21 protein-coding genes and 1 pseudogene are annotated in these 18,910 nt (G+C 58.9%); 17 read left to right on the top strand and 5 right to left on the bottom strand.

All coding sequences use genetic code 11. The features are described 5' to 3' along the window. Nucleotides 1–5: 5 nt before the first annotated feature. Nucleotides 6–788 (bottom strand): aldolase, encoded by a 783-nt coding sequence (locus L8H52_RS03270; protein WP_242204632.1) that lies wholly within the window; start codon nucleotides 786–788, stop codon nucleotides 6–8. 106 nt (nucleotides 789–894) lie between these two features. Between L8H52_RS03270 and L8H52_RS03275 the strand changes: the two genes are divergently transcribed. Beyond that, entirely contained in the window at nucleotides 895–1,437 is a 543-nt protein-coding gene (locus L8H52_RS03275; protein ID WP_150706184.1) for an XRE family transcriptional regulator, read from the top strand. A 100-nt stretch (nucleotides 1,438–1,537) separates the two neighbouring features. Here L8H52_RS03275 and L8H52_RS03280 read toward each other — a convergent pair whose 3' ends face one another. Next, the gene (locus L8H52_RS03280) at nucleotides 1,538–2,557 is read right to left on the bottom strand and encodes a DUF4917 family protein (RefSeq protein ID WP_242204630.1); all 1,020 of its coding nucleotides are present in this window, start codon (nucleotides 2,555–2,557) and stop codon (nucleotides 1,538–1,540) included. A 157-nt stretch (nucleotides 2,558–2,714) separates the two neighbouring features. On the opposite strand from L8H52_RS03280, the gene yiaY reads away from it, so the two are divergent. Continuing rightward, nucleotides 2,715–3,863 carry an L-threonine dehydrogenase gene (yiaY, locus tag L8H52_RS03285; protein WP_242204628.1) on the top strand — a complete coding sequence of 383 codons (1,149 nt, stop codon included), beginning with the start codon at nucleotides 2,715–2,717 and terminating at the stop codon, nucleotides 3,861–3,863. Between the two features lie 48 nt (nucleotides 3,864–3,911). Here yiaY and L8H52_RS03290 read toward each other — a convergent pair whose 3' ends face one another. Beyond that, entirely contained in the window at nucleotides 3,912–4,505 is a 594-nt protein-coding gene (locus tag L8H52_RS03290) for a hypothetical protein (protein WP_242204626.1), read from the bottom strand. 219 nt (nucleotides 4,506–4,724) lie between these two features. Between L8H52_RS03290 and L8H52_RS03295 the strand changes: the two genes are divergently transcribed. From L8H52_RS03295 to L8H52_RS03320, 6 genes are all read left to right on the top strand, one after another. Continuing rightward, on the top strand, nucleotides 4,725–5,471 hold the full coding sequence (locus tag L8H52_RS03295) for a hypothetical protein (RefSeq protein ID WP_242204624.1): 747 nt from the start codon (nucleotides 4,725–4,727) through the stop codon (nucleotides 5,469–5,471). A gap of 9 nt (nucleotides 5,472–5,480) precedes the next feature. Then, a complete protein-coding gene (locus tag L8H52_RS03300; RefSeq protein ID WP_242204622.1) occupies nucleotides 5,481–6,053 on the top strand; it encodes a hypothetical protein in 573 nt (190 codons plus the stop codon). A gap of 63 nt (nucleotides 6,054–6,116) precedes the next feature. Continuing rightward, the gene (locus L8H52_RS03305; protein WP_242204620.1) at nucleotides 6,117–7,028 is read left to right on the top strand and encodes a LysR family transcriptional regulator; all 912 of its coding nucleotides are present in this window, start codon (nucleotides 6,117–6,119) and stop codon (nucleotides 7,026–7,028) included. A gap of 249 nt (nucleotides 7,029–7,277) precedes the next feature. Next, nucleotides 7,278–8,471, top strand: a complete 1,194-nt coding sequence (locus tag L8H52_RS03310) for a CaiB/BaiF CoA-transferase family protein (RefSeq protein ID WP_242204618.1) — start codon at nucleotides 7,278–7,280, stop codon at nucleotides 8,469–8,471. Next, nucleotides 8,468–9,394, top strand: coding sequence for a hydroxymethylglutaryl-CoA lyase (locus L8H52_RS03315; protein ID WP_242204616.1), 927 nt, complete (start codon nucleotides 8,468–8,470; stop codon nucleotides 9,392–9,394). Before L8H52_RS03310 ends, L8H52_RS03315 begins: the two co-directional genes overlap by 4 nt. A gap of 186 nt (nucleotides 9,395–9,580) precedes the next feature. Then, nucleotides 9,581–10,912, top strand: a complete 1,332-nt coding sequence (locus L8H52_RS03320) for an MFS transporter (RefSeq protein ID WP_242204615.1) — start codon at nucleotides 9,581–9,583, stop codon at nucleotides 10,910–10,912. A gap of 129 nt (nucleotides 10,913–11,041) precedes the next feature. Here the strand turns inward: L8H52_RS03320 and L8H52_RS03325 are convergent, their stop codons facing one another. Next, nucleotides 11,042–11,530 carry a DMT family transporter gene (locus L8H52_RS03325; protein ID WP_242204613.1) on the bottom strand — a complete coding sequence of 163 codons (489 nt, stop codon included), beginning with the start codon at nucleotides 11,528–11,530 and terminating at the stop codon, nucleotides 11,042–11,044. Nucleotides 11,531–11,607: 77 nt separating this feature from the next. On the opposite strand from L8H52_RS03325, the gene L8H52_RS03330 reads away from it, so the two are divergent. From L8H52_RS03330 to L8H52_RS03365, 8 genes and pseudogenes are all read left to right on the top strand, one after another. Continuing rightward, nucleotides 11,608–12,519 (top strand): LysR substrate-binding domain-containing protein, encoded by a 912-nt coding sequence (locus L8H52_RS03330; RefSeq protein WP_242204611.1) that lies wholly within the window; start codon nucleotides 11,608–11,610, stop codon nucleotides 12,517–12,519. Nucleotides 12,520–12,540: 21 nt separating this feature from the next. Then, nucleotides 12,541–13,275: a hypothetical protein gene (locus L8H52_RS03335; protein WP_242204609.1), complete on the top strand. Its 735-nt coding sequence runs from the start codon at nucleotides 12,541–12,543 to the stop codon at nucleotides 13,273–13,275. A gap of 37 nt (nucleotides 13,276–13,312) precedes the next feature. Further along, complete coding sequence (locus tag L8H52_RS03340; RefSeq protein ID WP_242204608.1) at nucleotides 13,313–14,029, top strand: hypothetical protein; 717 nt, start codon at nucleotides 13,313–13,315, stop codon at nucleotides 14,027–14,029. 4 nt (nucleotides 14,030–14,033) lie between these two features. After that, nucleotides 14,034–14,449, top strand: a pseudogene (fos, locus tag L8H52_RS03345) (fosfomycin resistance glutathione transferase). A 59-nt stretch (nucleotides 14,450–14,508) separates the two neighbouring features. Further along, the gene (locus L8H52_RS03350; protein WP_242204606.1) at nucleotides 14,509–15,147 is read left to right on the top strand and encodes a LysE family translocator; all 639 of its coding nucleotides are present in this window, start codon (nucleotides 14,509–14,511) and stop codon (nucleotides 15,145–15,147) included. 76 nt (nucleotides 15,148–15,223) lie between these two features. Further along, complete coding sequence (locus L8H52_RS03355) at nucleotides 15,224–16,573, top strand: diguanylate cyclase (protein ID WP_242204604.1); 1,350 nt, start codon at nucleotides 15,224–15,226, stop codon at nucleotides 16,571–16,573. 117 nt (nucleotides 16,574–16,690) lie between these two features. After that, nucleotides 16,691–16,846: a KGG domain-containing protein gene (locus tag L8H52_RS03360; protein WP_242204602.1), complete on the top strand. Its 156-nt coding sequence runs from the start codon at nucleotides 16,691–16,693 to the stop codon at nucleotides 16,844–16,846. A gap of 75 nt (nucleotides 16,847–16,921) precedes the next feature. Then, a complete protein-coding gene (locus L8H52_RS03365) occupies nucleotides 16,922–17,425 on the top strand; it encodes a DUF4142 domain-containing protein (protein ID WP_242204600.1) in 504 nt (167 codons plus the stop codon). A gap of 89 nt (nucleotides 17,426–17,514) precedes the next feature. Here the strand turns inward: L8H52_RS03365 and L8H52_RS03370 are convergent, their stop codons facing one another. After that, on the bottom strand, nucleotides 17,515–17,925 hold the full coding sequence (locus tag L8H52_RS03370) for a low affinity iron permease family protein (RefSeq protein ID WP_007911483.1): 411 nt from the start codon (nucleotides 17,923–17,925) through the stop codon (nucleotides 17,515–17,517). Between the two features lie 165 nt (nucleotides 17,926–18,090). Between L8H52_RS03370 and tam the strand changes: the two genes are divergently transcribed. After that, the gene (gene tam, locus L8H52_RS03375) at nucleotides 18,091–18,861 is read left to right on the top strand and encodes a trans-aconitate 2-methyltransferase (RefSeq protein WP_242204597.1); all 771 of its coding nucleotides are present in this window, start codon (nucleotides 18,091–18,093) and stop codon (nucleotides 18,859–18,861) included. Nucleotides 18,862–18,910: the final 49 nt, after the last annotated feature.

Genomic DNA, 18,910 nt, shown 5'->3' on the forward strand with positions numbered 1-18,910 from the left:
AGGGTTCAGTTCAGGCAATCGGCGTGTTGGCGCAGGTTCTGCCGAGCGTAATAGTTGAAGGCGGCGGCGTGGCGTTTTGGCTTGGCGATCCAGTCATGAGCTTCGCGGCCCAGCTCGGGAATGATCGGTTTGATCGTGCCGGCGGCCATCGCCAGCAGTTGCAACCTGGCTGCACGCTCGATCAATTGGGCAATGACACACGCCTCTTCGATCGTCGTGCCGGTCGACAGCTGACCGTGGTGCGAAAGCAGGATCGCGCGTTTGTCGCCCAGTGCACCGGCAATCAACTCGCCCTCTTCGTTACCGACCGGCACGCCCGGCCAGCCTTCGAGAAATGCGCAGTCGTCGTACAGCGGGCACAGATCCATGTGGGAAATCTGCAGTGGTACTTCCAGCATCGACAGCGCGGCCACGTGGGTCGGGTGAGTGTGGATGATGCAGTTCACATCCGGACGGGCGCGGTACACCCAGCTGTGGAAACGGTTGGCCGGATTGGCCATGCCGTGACCTTCGAGGACTTCCAGATCCTCGTTGACCAGCAACAGATTGCTCGCAGTGATTTCGTCGAAACCCAGACCCAGTTGCTGAGTGTAATAGGTGCCGGGCTGCGGGCCACGAGCGGTGATTTGTCCGGCCAGACCTGAGTCGTGACCGTTCTCGAAAAGAATCCGACAGGTCAGGGCCAGCTTTTGCCGGTCTGTCCACGTATTATCCGCCAGGCTTTTTTGCATCTGGGTCAGCGCTTGCTTGACCAGTTGGTCTTTGGGTAGTGCTAATGTCTTGGCCATGTCTGTGTCCTTTGGGTGATTGCAAATGACACTAAAGAGGCTATATGACACAAAGTGTCATTGGCAAGCACAAATCGTCGCTTCCTTGCTGGAATAACCGCTGCGCATGTCTATCCGTTTGAAATTATTGAGAAAAAAACTTGGCGTAACCCTTGAGGCACTGGCCGAAAAATCCGGCATGACCAAGAGTTATCTGTCGAAAGTCGAGCGCGGGCTGAACACCCCGTCGATTGCGGCCGCGTTGAAGCTGGCGAAAGCGCTGAATGTGAAAGTCGAGGAATTGTTCTCCGAAGACAACGTCAGCCTCGACAGCTACAGCCTGGTGCGCAGCCACGAGCGTCAGTCACTGGCGGCGAATGACCAGAGCCCGGGGTATGCGGTGCTGGCGCATCAGGTCAGCGAGCGCAACCTGCTGCCGTTCATCATCTACCCGCCAAAAGAGTTCAGCGACAAGACCTTCAAGGAGCATTTGGGCGAGGAGTTTCTGTTCGTTCACGAAGGGCAGGTCGAGGTGGATTTCATGAACGAGAAGGTTTTGTTGGAGCGCGGTGATGCGCTGCACTTCAATGCGCAAAAGCCGCACCGGATCCGGTCAGTGGGGGATGTGCAGGCGCAGTTGCTGGTGGTGGTGCACAGCAGCGAAGACTGAGGTGCCCCCAAAAGCTTCGCGAGCAGGCTCGCTCCCACAGGTTGAATGCATTCCAAAAGTGGGAGCGAGCCAGCTCGCGAAGGCGTCAGACCGGTTTACATCAAACCTCGACCGGCACCGACAACTTCGGATTCCCCAACGCATGGCTCTTCGCATCAAAAAACCGCAACGCAATCCCCGTCCCCTCAAACACCTTCGCGTAATGCCGCTTCTGATGCTGAACAAACGCCGCACTGCGCGGATAAATCGAGATCGCCACCGTCGCAGGTTTCGCCAGGCGCAGCGCGCGCACGATGTGCGCATCCTGCTCGCCCAAGGCATGACCAAAGATGCACAAACCGCCGTCATGCCCCAACAACTGCTCATAACAAAACGACAGATAGTCCGAACTGCGAATGGTCTTGAGCTTGTCCGCACTCGGCCCTTCGGTGACGAACAGCGGTACGTCATCCAGCGTCTTGATCGTGTTGTTGATCGCGAAACTGCCGAGCAGCGTGCCTTCGGTTGAGGTCAGTTTGCGCGCGGTGCCGTCCTGATTGCGCACCAGGTGCAGACCTCCGTGCAGATACAGCAAACGCGGTTTGTCAGTGCTGCTTTCGCTCAGGTCGAAACTCGCGTTCGGGCCATTGAACAGGTCGTCGATGGCGTCGCTTTGGTGTTGCAGCGCCCAGTAGTTGAGCAGGTCGTAATTGGTGGTAAACACCGTGCGATAACGCGCCAGTTCTTCATTCAAAACCGTCAGCGTCGAAGGCTTCACCAGTCGCCACGGAATGTGTACCGCGTGCACGGTGTTGATCAGCGCTTCCTTGATCGCGTAGTAGCGATTGCGCGGCGCCGCCGAGCTGACGGCCAGCGCCTTGTTGACCCGGCTGGTGGTTTTCAGCGCGCCAAGCACCTGCTCGAAGCTGCGCGTCTGCATCGCGTCAAATACGGCAAGTTCCGAGGCGCTCAGCGGTTTTTCTTCGACGGTGCGGGCGTTTTCGAACAGCGAGTCATAGCCGAAATCGTCCCACACCGCGCGGCTGGCGCCATTGCCCACCAGCAAACCGTTGAACTCGGTCGCGGCGCGCAGGGTGTTCCAGTCTTCGAGGGTGGCGTCGACATCGAGAAAATCGGTCATTGCGTAGGAAGTCTCAAAACAAAGGGGCTGATGGGCGGCGACTTTATCACGAGCGGGCATTGAGCCAGATCAACATCGCGCGTGACCGATCGGTCGATGCTGTGTCTATCCGTCGAACCGGAGCAGTCGATTCGGCCCCCTGTCAGGAGACGCGCGCATGACCAGTACCTTTTTCATTCCGGCGGTAAACATCATGGGCAACGGCTGCCTCGACGAAGCCATGGTCGCGATCCGCAACTATGGTTTTCGCAAGGCGCTGATCGTCACCGATGCGGGGCTGGCCAAGGCTGGCGTGGCGACGATGGTCGCCGAGAAGCTGGCGATGCAGGACATCGATTCGGTGATTTTCGACGGCGCCAAGCCAAACCCGAGCATCGCCAATGTCGAGTCCGGGCTGGAACTGCTCAAGGAAAGCCGCTGCGATTTCGTCGTGTCGCTGGGCGGCGGTTCGCCCCACGATTGCGCCAAGGGCATCGCCCTGTGTGCGACCAACGGCGGACAGATCGCTGATTACGAAGGCGTCGATCAATCGAGCAAGCCGCAACTGCCGCTGATCGCGATCAACACCACTGCCGGCACCGCCAGCGAGATGACCCGCTTCTGCATCATCACCGACGAATCGCGTCACGTGAAAATGGCCATTGTCGATCGCAATGTCACGCCGCTGCTGTCGGTCAATGACCCGGAACTGATGGTCGCCATGCCCAAAGGTCTGACCGCCGCCACTGGCATGGACGCGCTGACCCACGCCATCGAAGCCTATGTTTCGACCGCTGCCAACCCGATCACCGATGCCTGCGCATTGAAGGCGATGACCCTGATCAGCAACAACCTGCGCCTGGCCGTGCGCGACGGCCGCGACCTCGCCGCACGGGAAAACATGGCATACGCGCAGTTCCTCGCCGGCATGGCCTTCAACAATGCCTCGCTCGGTTACGTGCATGCGATGGCGCATCAATTGGGCGGTTTCTACGACCTGCCCCATGGCGTGTGCAACGCCGTGCTGCTGCCCCATGTGCAGACGTTCAATGCGCTGGTGTGTGCCGATCGGCTGACCGATGTGGCCCACGCCATGGGTGCGGATATTCGCGGTTTCAGCGCGGAAGAGGGCGCCCAGGCGGCGATCACTGCGATCCGTTGCCTGGCCAAAGATGTCGAGATTCCGGGTGGCCTGCGCGAACTCGGCGCCAGGCTCAGCGACATTCCGGTGCTCGCCGCCAATGCGCTGAAAGACGCCTGCGGTTTGACGAATCCTCGGGCGGCGGATCAGCGCCAGATCGAGGAGGTTTTTCGTAACGCGTTTTGAGACGCCATGACGGGCTCAATGGCTTGACTGCTATGTTTCGCCCTTGCCCTAAGTGGTCACCGTAAACGTTCGGACACGGCCCCAATCTGACAATTCTCCATTGATATTGTGAACGGCGGATATTCGATACCTGCCTTCCGGTAAGGGGTGCGTAACTTGTGTATGCCATTGCTTTTCGCTGTCGACGCCGGCTCTGGCAATCTCCAGGTCGGTGTCCAGATCGATAATGCTAACGATGCCAATGGGCTTTGTGACATCTCCACGAAAAACCGGAACGGCATCTACCTTGGCTTCTTCCTCCGGTTCCTTAACTACTGGAATGTTGATGGGGGGGAACAAGAACGCCTCGTATTTGCGCTCCTCACTCCAATCTGACATGACGCCTTCCACCTCCTGGCGGGCCTTGATCCTATGCTCTCCCGTAAACTGGGCACCGCTGAAGCTAAACGCCCATCGTCCCTTCGCGCTGACCTGTCCTCCACCCAGCGAATGCGACTCTTCAGCGTTCCAAACCTGCACCAGCGCACCCGGTATACCGCTGCCGAGAAAAAGTGTTGCAACCCCCGTTTTCTTGCCCTCTTCGGGGTACGTGATGGTCGGGGGCGGGACAGGTTGCGTATTGGGCTTGTCGGTAGTGGTCATTGTTCTTCTCGTTTCAAGCTGACTTGAATCGAGAGGTTGGCATGACACGTTTCATTTCGAACCTGTAAGAACTACCAGTTTTTTAGCTTGTTTTGGTCGAACCTTAATTTCGTCTTTTTCTAAAAAACTGTCATTTCTGTCAGTTGTATCGCTTGGGTGCTTCGGATCGAATGCTCTGAACAACGGGATCTACTTCGATCTTTTGAGGAGCACACGAACATGCCGAAAGCCACAGCACCCAAAGTATCGAAAGCCCGCAAAACAGCAAAAGCACAGTCAGCGGGAGATCTGGATGATCGCTTTGGCCTGCGCACGATGAAGTTTCCCGCAGCGAGCAAAACCATTGGCCATGGGGTGGCGATAACCCCGACAGGGCAGATCATGGTCAGCGCAACCGTTGAGGTATCGGGCCTTTCGTATTACGGGCTGGTGCGTCTGGATGCCAATGGCGATCCAGATCCGGACTTTGGTAAGGCCGGCTATCTTCGCGGCCAATTTGGCACGGGTCTGCTCTCGCAAGGCGGACAGTTGCTCGTTGCTGCAAACGGTCGGATCTATCTGTGCGGTGTGATCGGCGTGATCAAAGGCACGGCCATCGACTACCAACAGGTCATCGCCCGCTTTCTGCCCGATGGCTCGCCGGATACCGGCTTCGGCGACGACAAGAGCGGCTATCGGATTGTGCCCACGCGTATTCCTCTCCTGACAGGTGCCACGGGTGGGCGTCTGATTCTAGCGAAATCCACGCCTCAGGCAGCCGAGCCGGACCGACTGCTTTTCGTGACCTCGCAAAAGGGCAGCGGCTTGCTGACGCGGTTCCATCTCGATGGCTCGGACGACTCATCGTTCGCTAGCAACGGCTGGATCGTCCTGACCCTGTCTGGGGTGGGGATTTCGTTGCCGGGAATCATCCAGCTCGACGATGGGCTGATTCTCGTGCATGGCAAGACAGAGGTAATGAACTAGGGACTGGCCATGGCGTTCGACAGTGCCGGAAAAGTCGCAGACACCTTTGGCGACAAGGGAATATTGCTGTTGAACCTTGAAAAGGAAGGCAAGCCGCTCGAAAGCGCGGTGGAGCACATCGTTGTGCAAACGGCGGCGCGCTTGCTCGTGCTCGGTTCGGCGGTCGAAGCACTGGAAGGCAGGAAATTTCAGCATGCGTTCATCAAGGGGTTCACTTCCACCGGCAAGGAAGATGAAACGTTCAATGGCAAAAATCCTGTTTTTACGTTGACCACAGAGGAAAAGGATCTCAGGCGTTGGAAAGCAGGATTCGCGCTGGATGACATTGCCGGCAAAAGAATTGTCACGGTCGGACAAACGTCGGGCGGCACACGAGGTTTGTTGACGGGGGGCTTTTTGGTCGATGGTGCTGTGGATCAATCGTTTAATGTCGAGGGCGCGAAGGATATTGCGTGGACCGCCATCGATGCCTGTCCGCAGAGTTCTGCGATCCTTGTGCTGGGAAGGAGCGACAACGGCGCGCAGTTGATCCGCTTGCTGACCGCACCTGTGATTAAACGCGGTAACAGCCCCGGCCATTGATCAGTTGCAGATAAATCCGGGCTATCCTGCCGACTCGGAACAACCCCAGTCAGCGAGCCCACCATGCTGCAAAAGAGCCTGATCCGCCGCCTCGACCTGATCACCCTGCAACTGTTCGTCGCCGTCCATGAAGAGGGCACGCTGACCCGTGCGGCCTCGCGTGAAGCCATCGCAGTCTCGGCGGCGAGCAAGCGCCTGATGGAGCTGGAAGAGGCGCTCGGGATCAGCTTGTTCGTGCGTCAGGCCAAGGGCATGACGCTGACGCCCGCCGGTGAAACGCTGCTGCACCATGCGCGGCAGATGCTGTTCAACGTCGAGAAAATGGGCCTGGAACTCGGCGAGCACAGCCACGGTGTGCGCGGTTATGTGCGCATGCTGGCGAACCTGTCGGCGATCATTCAGTTTCTTCCCGAGGACCTTCGCGACTTCTCCGCGCAGCACCCGCAGGTCAAGACTGACCTCGAAGAACGGCCCAGCGCTGGGGTGATTCAAGGTGTGCTCGATGGCGTGGCGGATCTCGGCATTTGCTCCAACGACAGCGACACCAAAGGTCTGCGCAGCGTGTTGTACCGCGAGGACAAACTGGTAGTGGTCATGCTGCCAGAACATCCCTTGGCCGCGCGTGAATCGCTGGCGTTCGATGAGACGCTGGACAGCGATTACGTCGGTTTGCACGCCGCCAGCTCGATCAATATGCGCACCCACGCGGCAGCGCGTCAGGCTGGCAAGGTTTTGCGCATTCGCATTCATGTGCCGGGCTTCGACGCGGTGTGCCGGATGGTCCAGGCCAACATGGGCATTGGCATTTTGCCGCAGCGTGCCTATGAACTGTTTGGTCAGGCATTGGGGTTGCACGCGGTGCCGTTGACGGATGACTGGTCGGATCGCGCGTTGATTGTGGTGGTGCGGGACGAGGCGCAGTTGTCGCCGGTGAGTCGGTTGTTGTTTGAGCATTTGCGTGGGCAGGGCGCATAGATCTTCAGTGAATGTTCCGGCCTCTTCGCGAGCAGGCTCGCTCCCACAGTGGATGTGTGTTGAACACAGAATCTGCAGCCGCCACGAAACCCCGTGGGAGCGAGCCTGCTCGCGAAGACTGACCTGAGTTCGCTACATCCCCCGAGCGTTCGCATTTCGCGAACGCCCATTGCCAAGAGACGGCTGGATTACCCGATCATCGTTCCTCTAGCCTTGGTCACCTATTCCAAGAACAAGAGGTACCCCGCGATGACTGCCCCTTTGAGTGCGATCAAAGTGATCGAGATCGGCACGCTGATCGCCGCGCCGTTTGCCGCGCGCATGCTCGCCGAGTTTGGCGCCGAGGTGATCAAGATCGAAGCCATGGGTCAGGGCGACCCTTTGCGCAAATGGCGCAAGTTGCACGAAGGCACGTCGCTGTGGTGGTACCTGCAATCACGCAACAAGAAATCCCTGGCGCTCAACCTCAAATCTGCCGAAGGCATTGAACTGGTCAAGCAACTGGCCAGCGATGCCGACGTCATCATCGAAAACCTGCGCCCCGGTGCGCTGGAGAAACTTGGCCTCGGCTGGGATGTACTTCACGCGCCGAACCCCAATCTCACCCTTGTGCGTATTTCCGGCTACGGCCAGACCGGCCCGTACCGCGATCGCCCGGGCTTCGGCGCGATCGGCGAAGCGATGGGCGGCATTCGTTACACCACTGGCACCCCCGGTTCGCCACCGGCGCGGGTCGGCGTCAGCCTCGGCGATTCGCTGGCCTCGCTGCATGCGGTGATCGGCGCGCTGATGGCGCTGTTGCGGGTCAAGACCGGGCAGGGCGGCGGGCAGATCGTCGACGTGTCGCTGGCCGAAAGTGTGTTCAATGTCATGGAAAGTCTGGTGCCGGAGTACGACATGCTTGGACATGTTCGTGAGCGCAGCGGCGGCGCTTTGCCCGGCATCGCGCCGTCCAATACCTACCTCACGGCCGATGGCGCTTATGTGGTGATCGCCGGCAACAGTGACCCGATTTACAAACGGCTGATGCACACCATTGGCCGCGATGATCTGGCCGACGCCGAAGAATTCGCTCACAACGACGGGCGGGCGGCCAAAAGCGGTTTGCTCGACGCCGCCATCACTCACTGGACCAGCAGTCTGCCGATCGACGACGTGCTCGCCGCGCTCGAAGCCGCTGAAGTGCCTGCCGGGCGAATCTATTCGGTGGCCGACATTGTGGCCGATCCGCACTACCAGGCGCGGGGCATGCTGCTCAACGCCGAACTGCCCGGCGGCGCGACGGTGAAGATGCCCGGAATTGTCCCCAAGCTCTCGGAAACACCTGGCGGGGTGAACTGGTCGGGGCCGAAACTTGGCCAGCACACTGACGGCATTCTGGCTGGCCTGGGACTGACTGAACTCGATATCGAACGCCTGAAAAGCCAAGGGGTGGTGCAATGATCACCGACTATTCGCAAAGCTTGATCGTCCAGGAAGTCTCGCCGCGCGATGGCTTGCAGATCGAGCCGACGTGGGTGGAAACCGCTGACAAGATCGCCCTGATCGATCAACTGTCGCTGGCCGGTTTCAGCCGTATCGAAGCTGGCTCGTTCGTCTCACCGAAAGCCATTCCGGCACTGCGCGATGGCGAGCAAGTTTTCACCGGCATTCATCGCCAGCCGGGGGTTATTTACGTCGCGCTGATTCCCAACCTAAAAGGTGCGCAGCGTGCATTGGCGGCGGGTGCCGATGAACTGAATCTGGTGATGTCCGCCAGCCAGACGCACAACCTGGCCAACATGCGCATGCGCTGCGAGGATTCGCTGGCGGCGTTTGCAGAGATTGTCGCGTTTGCCAGCGGCTCCGGCGTGCGCCTCAATGGCAGTATCGCGACGACGTTCGGTTGCCCGTTCGAAGGCCAGATCGACGAGGATCGCGTGCTGCAAATCGTCGATGCTTATCAGGAACTGGGGATTGAGGGCATCACCCTGGCCGACACCACTGGCATGGCCAATCCGCGTCAGGTGGATCGTTTGGTGCGGAGGGTGCTGCAGCGGGTTTCGCCGGCGGATCTGACCCTGCATTTCCACAACACCCGTGGTCTGGGATTGTGCAATGTACTGGCGGCTTATGAGGCCGGGGCGCGGCGTTTCGATGCGGCGCTCGGTGGCCTCGGCGGCTGCCCGTTTGCGCCGGGCGCGTCGGGCAATATCTGCACCGAGGATCTGGTGAACCTGTGCGCTGAGATCGGTATTCACACCGGCATCGATTTGCCGCTGTTGCTGAAACTCTCGCGCGGCTTGCCGGATCTGTTGGGCCACGAAGTACCCGGCCAACTGGCCAAGGCCGGGCGCAACTGCGACCTGCACCCGATCCCCACCTGAATATACAAATCCCCCTGTGGGAGCGAGCTTGCTCGCGAAGACGGTGTGTCATTCACATTTGATTTTGACTGACTCGACGCCTTCGCGAGCAAGCTCACTCCCACAAAAAAACGCTCCACAGTGAGCGTTATGACCAGACAACAAAAACAATCGGACGCCCACCGGCAGTCCGTCTGGAGAAAAGCTATGAGCCTCAATGTAATGGAGGCGGGCGCCCGTCCGTCCGTCGATCACGACGCTGAAAAAGCCTTGGTCAGCAAGGTCGCCTGGCGCCTGATGCCGCTGATCATGGTCTGCTACCTGTTCGCCTTCTTCGACCGCATCAACATCAGCTTCGCCAAGTTCCAGTTGCAGACCGACCTGAGCCTGAGCGACACCGCGTACGGCCTCGGCGCCGGGCTGTTCGTGGTCGGTTACGTGCTGTTCGAAGTGCCGAGCAACATGATGCTGTACAAGGTCGGCGCACGCCGCTGGATCGCGCGGATCATGATGTCGTGGGGTGTGGCGACAGCGGCGATGGTGTTCGTCAACAGCGAATGGCAGTTCTACGCGCTGCGCTTTGTGATTGGCGCAATGGAAGCCGGATTCGCCCCGGGCGTGCTGTATTACCTGACGCTGTGGTTCCCGCAGCACTTCCGTGGGCGCATCACCTCGATGCTGTTTCTCGCCTCGGCATTTGCCGGGCTGGTCGGCGCGCCGTTCTCCGGGCTGGTGCTGGAGCACCTCGACGGCGTGCTGCAAATGCGCGGCTGGCACTGGCTATTCCTGCTTGGCGGCGTGCCGTGCATCGGCCTCGGTTTTCTGGTGCTGACGCTGCTCAAGGATCGCATCGAGGATGCGCACTGGCTGACGGCTGACGAGAAGAAACTGCTCTCCAGTCGCATCGCCCAGCATGAGCCGCACAAGAGTGGCGGTTCGTTGCTCGCGGCGTTGAAGATTCCCGGATTTCTGACCTTGGGCCTGATCTATTTTCTGATCCAGGTCGCTTCCTACGGCTTGAACTTCTGGGCGCCGCAGTTGATCCGCAGCGCCGGCACCGAGAGCCCGGTGATGATCGGTCTGCTGACGGCCATTCCGTACATTTGCGGGGCGATCAGCATGGTGGTGATCGGGCGTTTGTCGGATGCCACCGGTGAGCGGCGCAAGTTTGTCGCCGGGCTGGTCGTCGTCGGTGCGATCGGCTTTTTCAGTGCGGGGATTTTCGCCAGTCACACCACGTTTTTGATCGTTGCTCTTGGCTTGCTTGGCGCCGGGATCATCGCCTCGATTCCGAGCTTCTGGACACTGCCACCGAAGTTGTTGGCCGGGGCGGGCGCTGGTGCGGCGGGCGGGATTGCGGTGATCAACACTCTTGGGCAATTCGGCGGAATTGTCAGCCCGGTGATGGTCGGACGGATCAAGGACCTGACCGGCAGCACCACACCGGCGCTCTACGTGATCGGTGTGGCGGCGCTGATTGCGGCGGCATTGCTGTTGTGGGGCTTGCCGCAGAAATTGCGCACGCTCGACAAGTTCTGAGATTTGCGGCGCCTGCAATGACGCCTTCGCGAGCAAGCTCGCTCCCACAGTTGAAATGCATTCCCCTGTGGGAGCGAGCCTGCTCGCGAAGACTGACTTCCGGACACTGAAAATCATCGATTCAAACGATCATCCAGCAGCCACTGCATTTCTCTCAAGCACCCCGCCAAACTGAATCAACACCACCCCGGCAATCAACAACACCGCCCCAAAAATTCGCGAGACAGTCAGCTGTTTCTCCACCAACCCAAACAACCCGAAGTGATCCAGCACCATTGATGCAATCACCTGCCCAGCCAACGCCAGCGCTACAAACCCGGAAGCGCCAAGTTTGGGCAGCAACACCACCGCCAACGCCACAAAACACACACCAAACGCACCACCGGCCCACATCCACAACGGCGCCTTGCTGATGAACGTCAACGACGGCAACGGCAAACGCAACGCCAGAATCACCGGCAGCAACACCAACACACTCACCAGCAACGAAGCCAACGTTGCCCACAACGGATGTCCCAGCCCCCGCGCCAGATTGCTGTTGATCGCACTCTGAAACGGCACCACCGCTCCGGCGAACGCGGCCAGTACCAACAAGCCGGCCCACTGCAACGTACTCATCTCGATTCTCCAACAGGTTTTGCTGGACTCTAGAGTATTCGTCGCGCAGATTTAAATTCCGTTTCCTCATCCAGAACATGCATCAGATGAATGATCTGCGCCGTATCGACCTCAACCTGCTGGTGATCCTCGACGCCTTGCTCAGCGAGCAGCACGTCACCCGTGCCGCCGAGCGTCTGCACCTCAGTCAACCGGCAGTCAGCCATGCGCTGGCACGCTTGCGCGATCTGCTCGGCGATCCGTTGCTGGTGCGCGCCGGCTCAACCCTGGTGCCCACCGCACGAGCGCTGGAACTGGTCGCACCGCTGGCCGAAGCGCTGGCACAGGTGCAATCGCTGCTGGCGCCGAACACCTTCGATCCGGCCAGTGCGCGTCGGACCTTTCGTGTGGCGATGTCGGACTACGGCGCGGCAATCATTCTGCCTACGTTGATCCGCACCCTGCGCCGGGAAGCGCCGGGCATCGACCTGCAAATCAGCCATGCCAGCCGCGAAGGCATGTTGGAGGGCGTGCTCAATGGCGATATCGACGTGGCCGCCGGCGTCTTCCCGGAAATGCCCCACGAACTGCGCAGCTCGGTGCTGTTTGAAGAGCGCTATGTCTGCCTGCTGGATCGCCAGACGCTGCCGGCCAGCGGTGTGCTGGACTTGCCGACTTACCTGTCTTGTCCGCACGTCCTGCTGGAAATGCGCGGCAGCGGCACACCGGAAATCGAGCGCGCATTGACGTCTCTGCGAGAGCGCCGCCGCGTCGCCATCAGCCTGCCGCACTGGAACGTCGCGCCGCAGTTCATCAGTGGCACGGATCTGATTCTTACGGTGTCTTCGCGCAGCGTGCGCGAGATCGATCAGGGTGAACTGATCGTGGTGCCGCCGCCGTTTGAAATACCGTCGTTTACGTTTGTACTGGCGTGGCACAAGCGGCGGGGTGGGGATCAGGCGTTGAACTGGTTGAATCGGACGATTGAGCAGGGGATAGTGCGCGGCTGAAACGTTATCAAGGAGCGGGAAGTGACAGTGAAGTCTGGCTGGATCGGGTGTGCGGCATTGTGCGGGTGGTTACTGGCGGGGCAGGCATTGGCCGATTGCACGCCACCAGCGGTGTCGGGAAACAGGGACTTTGGCCAGTGCAAGGATTGGCCTGCTTATCCAGGGCTGACCATCTCTTCGCTATTGAAGTTTGAGCCGGATCCAGTTGACACCAATGGCGATAAGATTGGCTCTTACGATTTGAGTTTATCCGTGTTGTCAACAGACGACCCAACCCCCATCGCCACGTACCATCAACCTGCTGCATTTTTTTCTGATGCGTTCGCGCTGGATAGCGTGCAGATCGACACCGCGCGCTACAAACTCACGCCTGAACTTCGTGCTTTTGGTATTCGGGCAAATTTCAAAGGCTCGTCTCGCGTTAATCCATTGGATGAAACCGTGCTGTCGCTCTATGTGAAAGAGGGAAGCAAACTGCGTCCTGTGTTGGATCGATTAGTGGTTTACCGCTTCAGTGGTGAATGGGACGGCAATTGCGCGGGAGAACGCGCGACCACTGTTCGCACCATCGAAATGGGTAAAACCAGCTCTCATGGTTTTGCCGACCTTGTCGTTAAATCAGTCACCACCGGTCTCGTCGGAGAAGGATCGCCTGACAATTGCGAAATGAAGACTACGACCGACAAGCCCGTGCTGACCACGCTGCGCTACGACGGAAAAGCTTACGTCTTGCCGCAAAGCTTCAAAGGCTTGTAACCGGCCTGCTCAACACGACTTTTATCAAGGAAGAACAATGCTCACTCCAACCAGACTTCTGATTTCCCTTGGTTTGTTGGTCATCACGACCCAAACCCAAGCCGCTTGCACTACACAGGGTTTTGACGGCAAATCCATGTCGCGTTGCAATGTCTGGCCGGCCTTCCCGAGTCAGGCGATTTCGGTGAAGTCCACCTACCTGGCTGATGCCGGCGGGGACGATGCCGGAGCCTTCGATCTGGATCTGGCAATCCTCAATGCCAGCGACGCCAGACCCATAGCTACTTACCGTAAGCCGGGCGCCTACAACTCCGATGCCGTGCGTCTGGAGGATGTGCGCATTGATACGGCTCGCTACCGTTTGACGCCGGACGTCCGGGCCTTTGGTCTGCGCTCAAAGTTTTCCCACAGTTCCCACGCTATTCCTTATGAGAAAACCGACTTGGCGTTGTACGTTCGCGAAGGCAGTCAGTTGCGTCCGGTGCTGGAGGGCTTGGTGGTTGCCAAGAGCAATGGCGAGTTTATGAATGATTGTGAAGGTTATACGAAGACCATTCGCCGAACCGTCGAGATCGGCTCTTCCAGCCATCATGGTCTGGCCGATTTGATCGTCACCACCAACGGCAGCAAAATGAAAAATACGCAGTCGGGTAAAGAGTGTCTTTCCAAGACCACCCGCCTGAAGCAAAAGCAGATCACCCTGACCTACGACGGCCAACAATACATCGTCCCCGAAGACCTCAGAGGTTACTGACCCGATGCTCACCGGCCCAACCACCTGACCCTCGCGGTCAGCGATGTGCAGCGCAGCCTGGCGTTCTATCGCGATGTGTTGCAGTTGCGCGTCGAAGCCACGTGGGATGCCGGTGCTTACCTGTCGCTGCCGGGACTGTGGTTGTGTCTGTCGTTTGATCCGCTGCGTTCGAGTGAACCGTGCGTCGATTACACCCATTACGCGTTCAGCCTCAACGCGGCGGATTTCTCCACCTTCGTAGCAAGTCTAAAAGCGGCGAACGTGCAGGAATGGCGCGACAACCGCAGCGAAGGCGCGTCGTTCTACTTCCTCGATCCCGATGGCCACAAGCTCGAAGCCCATGTCGGCGATCTCGCTTCACGACTGGCAGCGTGTCGGCAAAAACCGTACGCCGGCATGCGTTTTTACGACGAGTCATGATCAGACACATTTGTCTGTTATAGACTGGCGGTCACGTGTTCTGGCGCTGCAGGTTTTCCATGACTCCATCGTTGCTAATGGCCGTGCTGGCCTCGGGTTTCATTTACGGCATTACGCCAGGGCCGGGTGTGCTAGCGGTGTTCGGCATCGGTGCAGCCCACGGGCGGCGGGCTGGGGCGGGGTTTCTTTGCGGGCATCTGCTCGGCGATGTGGTCTGGTGCAGCACCGCGCTGATCGCGATTGTCGGCGCCCGGGAAATCGGCAGCACCGCGTTTGATGTGCTCGGTGTACTCAGTGGCCTGTATCTGTTCTGGCTCGGCTGGCGCGCGGTGCGAGCGCAGCGTCGCAATGGTGACGAACCCCAGGGCGCGGCGCGCAAGCCGTTCTGGCACGGCATTCTGTTCGGTCTGACCAATCCAAAGGCGTATCCGGTGGCGGTCGCAACGTTCACCGCGTTGCTGTCGAGCCGCGCCGAACTGCTTAATTGGTCGATGCTGCCGACACTGATCGTGTTGAGTTTCCTCGGCGGTCTGCTGGCCTACGCTATTCTGATTGGCGTGGTCGGCGCGCAGCGGGTACGCACGCTGTATCAGCGTCATGAATTGTTGATTACCCGCCTGTGTGGCGTGATGTTCATCGGTTTTGCCATCAACGCGCTGATGCATGCGCTGCCGGGTTTGATGCCGAACAAGGCTTGAGATTGTGTGCACGGATGCAGGAAAAGGTCAGGGATGGTTGATCAGTGCTGCATTGCCCGGACGCCCACGCTGAACCATGGAAAGCCGAAACTCCGCGCCGTTGGCGAGTTACATCGACCTGTTGCTGGACGCCGTTTGCGCGGTGGACAAGCAGGGGCGCTTCGTTTTTGTCAGCGCGGCCTGCGAGCGCATTTTTGGCTACACGCCTGACGAGTTGATCGGCCGACACATGATCGAACTGGTGCACCCGGCGGATCGTCAGCGCACGCTCGCGGCGGCCAGCGAGATCATGGGCGGCGAGCCCAAGCTCAACTTCGAAAACCGTTACCTGCGCAAGGACGGCAGCGCGGTGCATATCCTCTGGTCGGCGCGCTGGTCGGAAGTCGATCAACTGCGCATCGCCGTGGCGCGTGACATCACCGAGCGCAAACAGGCTGAATCGCGCCAGGCTGCACTCTATGCGATTTCCGAAGCGGCGCATGTGGCGGAGGATCTGCTGGCGCTGTTCAAGTGCATTCACCTGATCATCGGCGAATGGTTGCCGGCGATGAATTTCTCCGTGGCGTTGTACGACGAGCACTGCGCACAACTGAATTTCCCCTATCACGTCGACGATCACGAACTGCAGCCCGAGCAACCGGGCACCGTCACCGGACGCCTGTGCACGGAAGTCATTCGTAGCGGCCAGCCGATTCTTCTGACCCCGGACAGCCCGGATTCCCCAGCCGGTTTCGCCGAACTGGTGGCAGGGCAGAATTCACCTTGCTGGCTCGGCGTGCCGTTGAACTCGAAAAACGGCACCATTGGTGCCTTGATCGTCAAAAGCCTGCCCGGCGGCGAGCGCTACACCGAGCAAGACAAGGAATTGCTGCAATACGTCTGCGCCCAGGTCGCCACCGCCATCGAGCGTCAGCAATTGCACGCCCGGCTACGACGCATGGCGCAATACGATCAACTGACGCAACTGCCCAATCGTGAATTGCTGCGTGATCGCTTGAAAGCCGCGTTGGCCGGCGCTCGCGAGCAATCCGGGCACATGGCCTTGTTGTATGTCGATCTGGATCGCTTCAAACAGGTCAACGACACCTTTGGTCACGCTGTCGGCGACATGCTCCTGCAAACCGTGGCCAACCGCTTGAAAGGCTGCGTGCGGGAAACCGACACCGTGGCCAGAATTGGCGGCGATGAATTTGTCGTGCTGCTGCACAGCGTGCAGGTTTCGGAAGATGCTGACGGCGTGGCGGAAAAAATCCGACAGGTACTGGTGCAACCGATGCGCCTCGATGGCCACAACCTGCGCATCGAACCGAGCATCGGCGTTGCCCGCTACCCAGAACATGGCAGGGAGGAGCAGCAACTGTTTCGCCATGCCGATCAGGCGATGTACGCCGCTAAACGCCTGAACCATCACGCGCTCAACAGCTGAGAAGTCGGCGCCGTTCGTCGCAGCAACTGCAACTTTTCTAAACCTTTGCCGGGCAGAAAATTCTCAATCATAGGCGGGCAACGGCTCGCCACGATCATTACCAAGAGGTAGAGAATCATGCCTAACTCAAGAAACTCGAACTCGGGAAACTTCGCCAACGATCGAACGAAGGCCTCTGAAGCAGGTCGCAAAGGTGGGAAAACCACCACAACGACTGTCGACAAAGAGCCAAAACCAGAGATGGGCCGCAAGCCCGCTCAGAAATCGAAGTAGTTGGTGAAGGTTGTTTGATTGAGAGGCGGGGGCGTAAGCTCCCGCTTGAATTTTGCAAGTAAGGAGGGCGCGACCATGAGCCGAATGGCCACCCGTATACGCACTATCAGTTTTGCATCGCTGTTGGGCCTGTGTGCCAGCAGTGCTTTTGCCCAGTCGCCCGCCGATTTCATCAACGATGCCTCGGCCAAAGGCATGGCCGACATCGAGGCCAGTCGTCTGGCCCACAGCAAAGCCGAATCGAAAGAGGTCAAGGACTACACCATCGTCGTCATCAACGACCGCACGACGGCCAACCAGCACCTGGCGAAAATCGCCAAGAAGCTCGACCTGCCCGTCGCGCCCCGTGAAGAACTGGCCGACAAGGCCAAGGAATTGATGCCACAAGTGACCGATGGCGCCTCCTTCGATCAGGCCTATGCCGCGAGTCAGGTCAAAGCCACCGAAGAGGCCATCGAGCAGATTCAGCAGGAAGCGCAGACCACCGACGTGCCGGAGATCAAAGCCTTCGCCGACGAGACACTGCCAAAACTGCAGATCCACCTGGAAATGGCCCGCCAGTTACAGGCAAGCCGTTAATCAAGATCAAAAGATCGCAGCCTTCGGCAGCTCCTACACCAAACTTTGTAGGAGCTGCCGAAGGCTGCGATCTTTTGATTTTTCAACCCTCAACATTCATTCAAGTCCTGCTTCGACTTACTCTTCTCGCCCAGCCCCTCAAGATTGAACACTTCGCCTTCGCCCAAAGAACGGTAGTGCCTGCGCAGTGCCTCCAACTGCTTCAAATCCAGCGCCTCCAGCCCGAGCATCGCGTTCTGCGCCTCTTTGGTCACCAACAGCAATTCATCGATCTTCAAATGCAGAATGTCGGTATCGCGGTTCTGTGTGTTCTGGATCAGGAACACCATCAGGAACGTGATGATCGTGGTTGAGGTGTTGATGATCAGTTGCCAGGTATCGTTGTAATCAAAGATCGGCCCGCTTAAACCCCACAACCCGATCAAGATCAACGCGCCCATGAAGGTCTTCGGACTACCGGCCACCATCGCGAGCTTCTGGGAGATTTTTGCGAATTTCATAGCCGTGTTCCTTATTGGGAAGAGTCTTGAAATTCAGACATCTGCGGTACGTGGAAAATTCTAATTACAAATCAGTTCATGGCATCGGACGTTGGTAGGGGAGGCACATGTACTGGATCGCTGTATCGTGACGGACCGCTGAAATGTCCCCGACAGGAGAACGCAATGAGTTGGTCCGCCAAACAATACGTCGCTTTCGAAGATGAACGCACCCGCCCGGCCCGCGATTTGCTGGCGGCGATTCCCACGCCTGAAGCGGGAACAGTGGTTGATATCGGTTGCGGTCCCGGTAACTCGACGGAGCTGCTGGTGCAGCGTTTTCCCGGGGCGAAGGTCAGCGGGCTGGATAGCTCGGCAGACATGATCGACGCGGCTCGCAAGCGCTTGCCGCAGTTGCAGTTCGATGTGGCCGAGATTGATCAATGGGCGGATGCAGGCCCCTTCGATGTGATCTTCGCCAACGCTGTGCTGCAGTGGGTGCCGGATCACGCGACGTTGCTGCCAGCATTGGCCAGCAAGTTGTCGGTGGGCGGTAGTCTGGCGATTCAGATGCCGGACAATCTCAATGAACCCTCCCACCGTTTGATGCGTGAAGTCGCCGCGAATGGCCCATGGGCGAGCAAGCTTTCAGGCGCTGCGGGGCAGCGTACCGACATGGCGAGCGCCAGCGATTATTTCTCGATGCTGCGGCCACACTGCGCGCGGGTCGATGTGTGGCGCACCACCTATCACCATCAGCTGTCTGGCGGGGCGGCGGGGGTGGTGGAGTGGTTCAAGGGCAGCGGGTTGATTCCGTTTTTGAATCCGCTGACCGAAGCGGAAAAGGCGCAGTACCTGGAGCAGTATCTGGCGGAGGTTGAGAAGGCTTATCCGGCATTGGCGGATGGCTCGGTGCTGTTGCCATTCCCACGGTTATTTATCGTCGCGACTCGCTGAAATAAATTGGCCCCCTCACCTCAGCCCTCTCCCGAGGGAGAGGGAGCCG

Origin of the sequence: Pseudomonas sp. CROZ-RG-20F-R04-15, from assembly GCF_022662375.1 — a bacterium.
Classification (GTDB): Bacteria; Pseudomonadota; Gammaproteobacteria; order Pseudomonadales; family Pseudomonadaceae; genus Aquipseudomonas.

What these genes read in the sequence shown, in the direction of transcription:
- L8H52_RS03270 (WP_242204632.1), bottom strand. Translation starts at nt 788, where the DNA reads ATGGCCAAGACATTAGCACTACCCAAAGACCAACTGGTCAAGCAAGCG.
- L8H52_RS03275 (WP_150706184.1), top strand. Translation starts at nt 895, where the DNA reads ATGTCTATCCGTTTGAAATTATTGAGAAAAAAACTTGGCGTAACCCTT.
- L8H52_RS03280 (WP_242204630.1), bottom strand. Translation starts at nt 2,557, where the DNA reads ATGACCGATTTTCTCGATGTCGACGCCACCCTCGAAGACTGGAACACC.
- yiaY (WP_242204628.1), top strand. Translation starts at nt 2,715, where the DNA reads ATGACCAGTACCTTTTTCATTCCGGCGGTAAACATCATGGGCAACGGC.
- L8H52_RS03290 (WP_242204626.1), bottom strand. Translation starts at nt 4,505, where the DNA reads ATGACCACTACCGACAAGCCCAATACGCAACCTGTCCCGCCCCCGACC.
- L8H52_RS03295 (WP_242204624.1), top strand. Translation starts at nt 4,725, where the DNA reads ATGCCGAAAGCCACAGCACCCAAAGTATCGAAAGCCCGCAAAACAGCA.
- L8H52_RS03300 (WP_242204622.1), top strand. Translation starts at nt 5,481, where the DNA reads ATGGCGTTCGACAGTGCCGGAAAAGTCGCAGACACCTTTGGCGACAAG.
- L8H52_RS03305 (WP_242204620.1), top strand. Translation starts at nt 6,117, where the DNA reads ATGCTGCAAAAGAGCCTGATCCGCCGCCTCGACCTGATCACCCTGCAA.
- L8H52_RS03310 (WP_242204618.1), top strand. Translation starts at nt 7,278, where the DNA reads ATGACTGCCCCTTTGAGTGCGATCAAAGTGATCGAGATCGGCACGCTG.
- L8H52_RS03315 (WP_242204616.1), top strand. Translation starts at nt 8,468, where the DNA reads ATGATCACCGACTATTCGCAAAGCTTGATCGTCCAGGAAGTCTCGCCG.
- L8H52_RS03320 (WP_242204615.1), top strand. Translation starts at nt 9,581, where the DNA reads ATGAGCCTCAATGTAATGGAGGCGGGCGCCCGTCCGTCCGTCGATCAC.
- L8H52_RS03325 (WP_242204613.1), bottom strand. Translation starts at nt 11,530, where the DNA reads ATGAGTACGTTGCAGTGGGCCGGCTTGTTGGTACTGGCCGCGTTCGCC.
- L8H52_RS03330 (WP_242204611.1), top strand. Translation starts at nt 11,608, where the DNA reads ATGCATCAGATGAATGATCTGCGCCGTATCGACCTCAACCTGCTGGTG.
- L8H52_RS03340 (WP_242204608.1), top strand. Translation starts at nt 13,313, where the DNA reads ATGCTCACTCCAACCAGACTTCTGATTTCCCTTGGTTTGTTGGTCATC.
- L8H52_RS03350 (WP_242204606.1), top strand. Translation starts at nt 14,509, where the DNA reads ATGACTCCATCGTTGCTAATGGCCGTGCTGGCCTCGGGTTTCATTTAC.
- L8H52_RS03355 (WP_242204604.1), top strand. Translation starts at nt 15,224, where the DNA reads ATGGAAAGCCGAAACTCCGCGCCGTTGGCGAGTTACATCGACCTGTTG.
- L8H52_RS03360 (WP_242204602.1), top strand. Translation starts at nt 16,691, where the DNA reads ATGCCTAACTCAAGAAACTCGAACTCGGGAAACTTCGCCAACGATCGA.
- L8H52_RS03365 (WP_242204600.1), top strand. Translation starts at nt 16,922, where the DNA reads ATGAGCCGAATGGCCACCCGTATACGCACTATCAGTTTTGCATCGCTG.
- L8H52_RS03370 (WP_007911483.1), bottom strand. Translation starts at nt 17,925, where the DNA reads ATGAAATTCGCAAAAATCTCCCAGAAGCTCGCGATGGTGGCCGGTAGT.
- tam (WP_242204597.1), top strand. Translation starts at nt 18,091, where the DNA reads ATGAGTTGGTCCGCCAAACAATACGTCGCTTTCGAAGATGAACGCACC.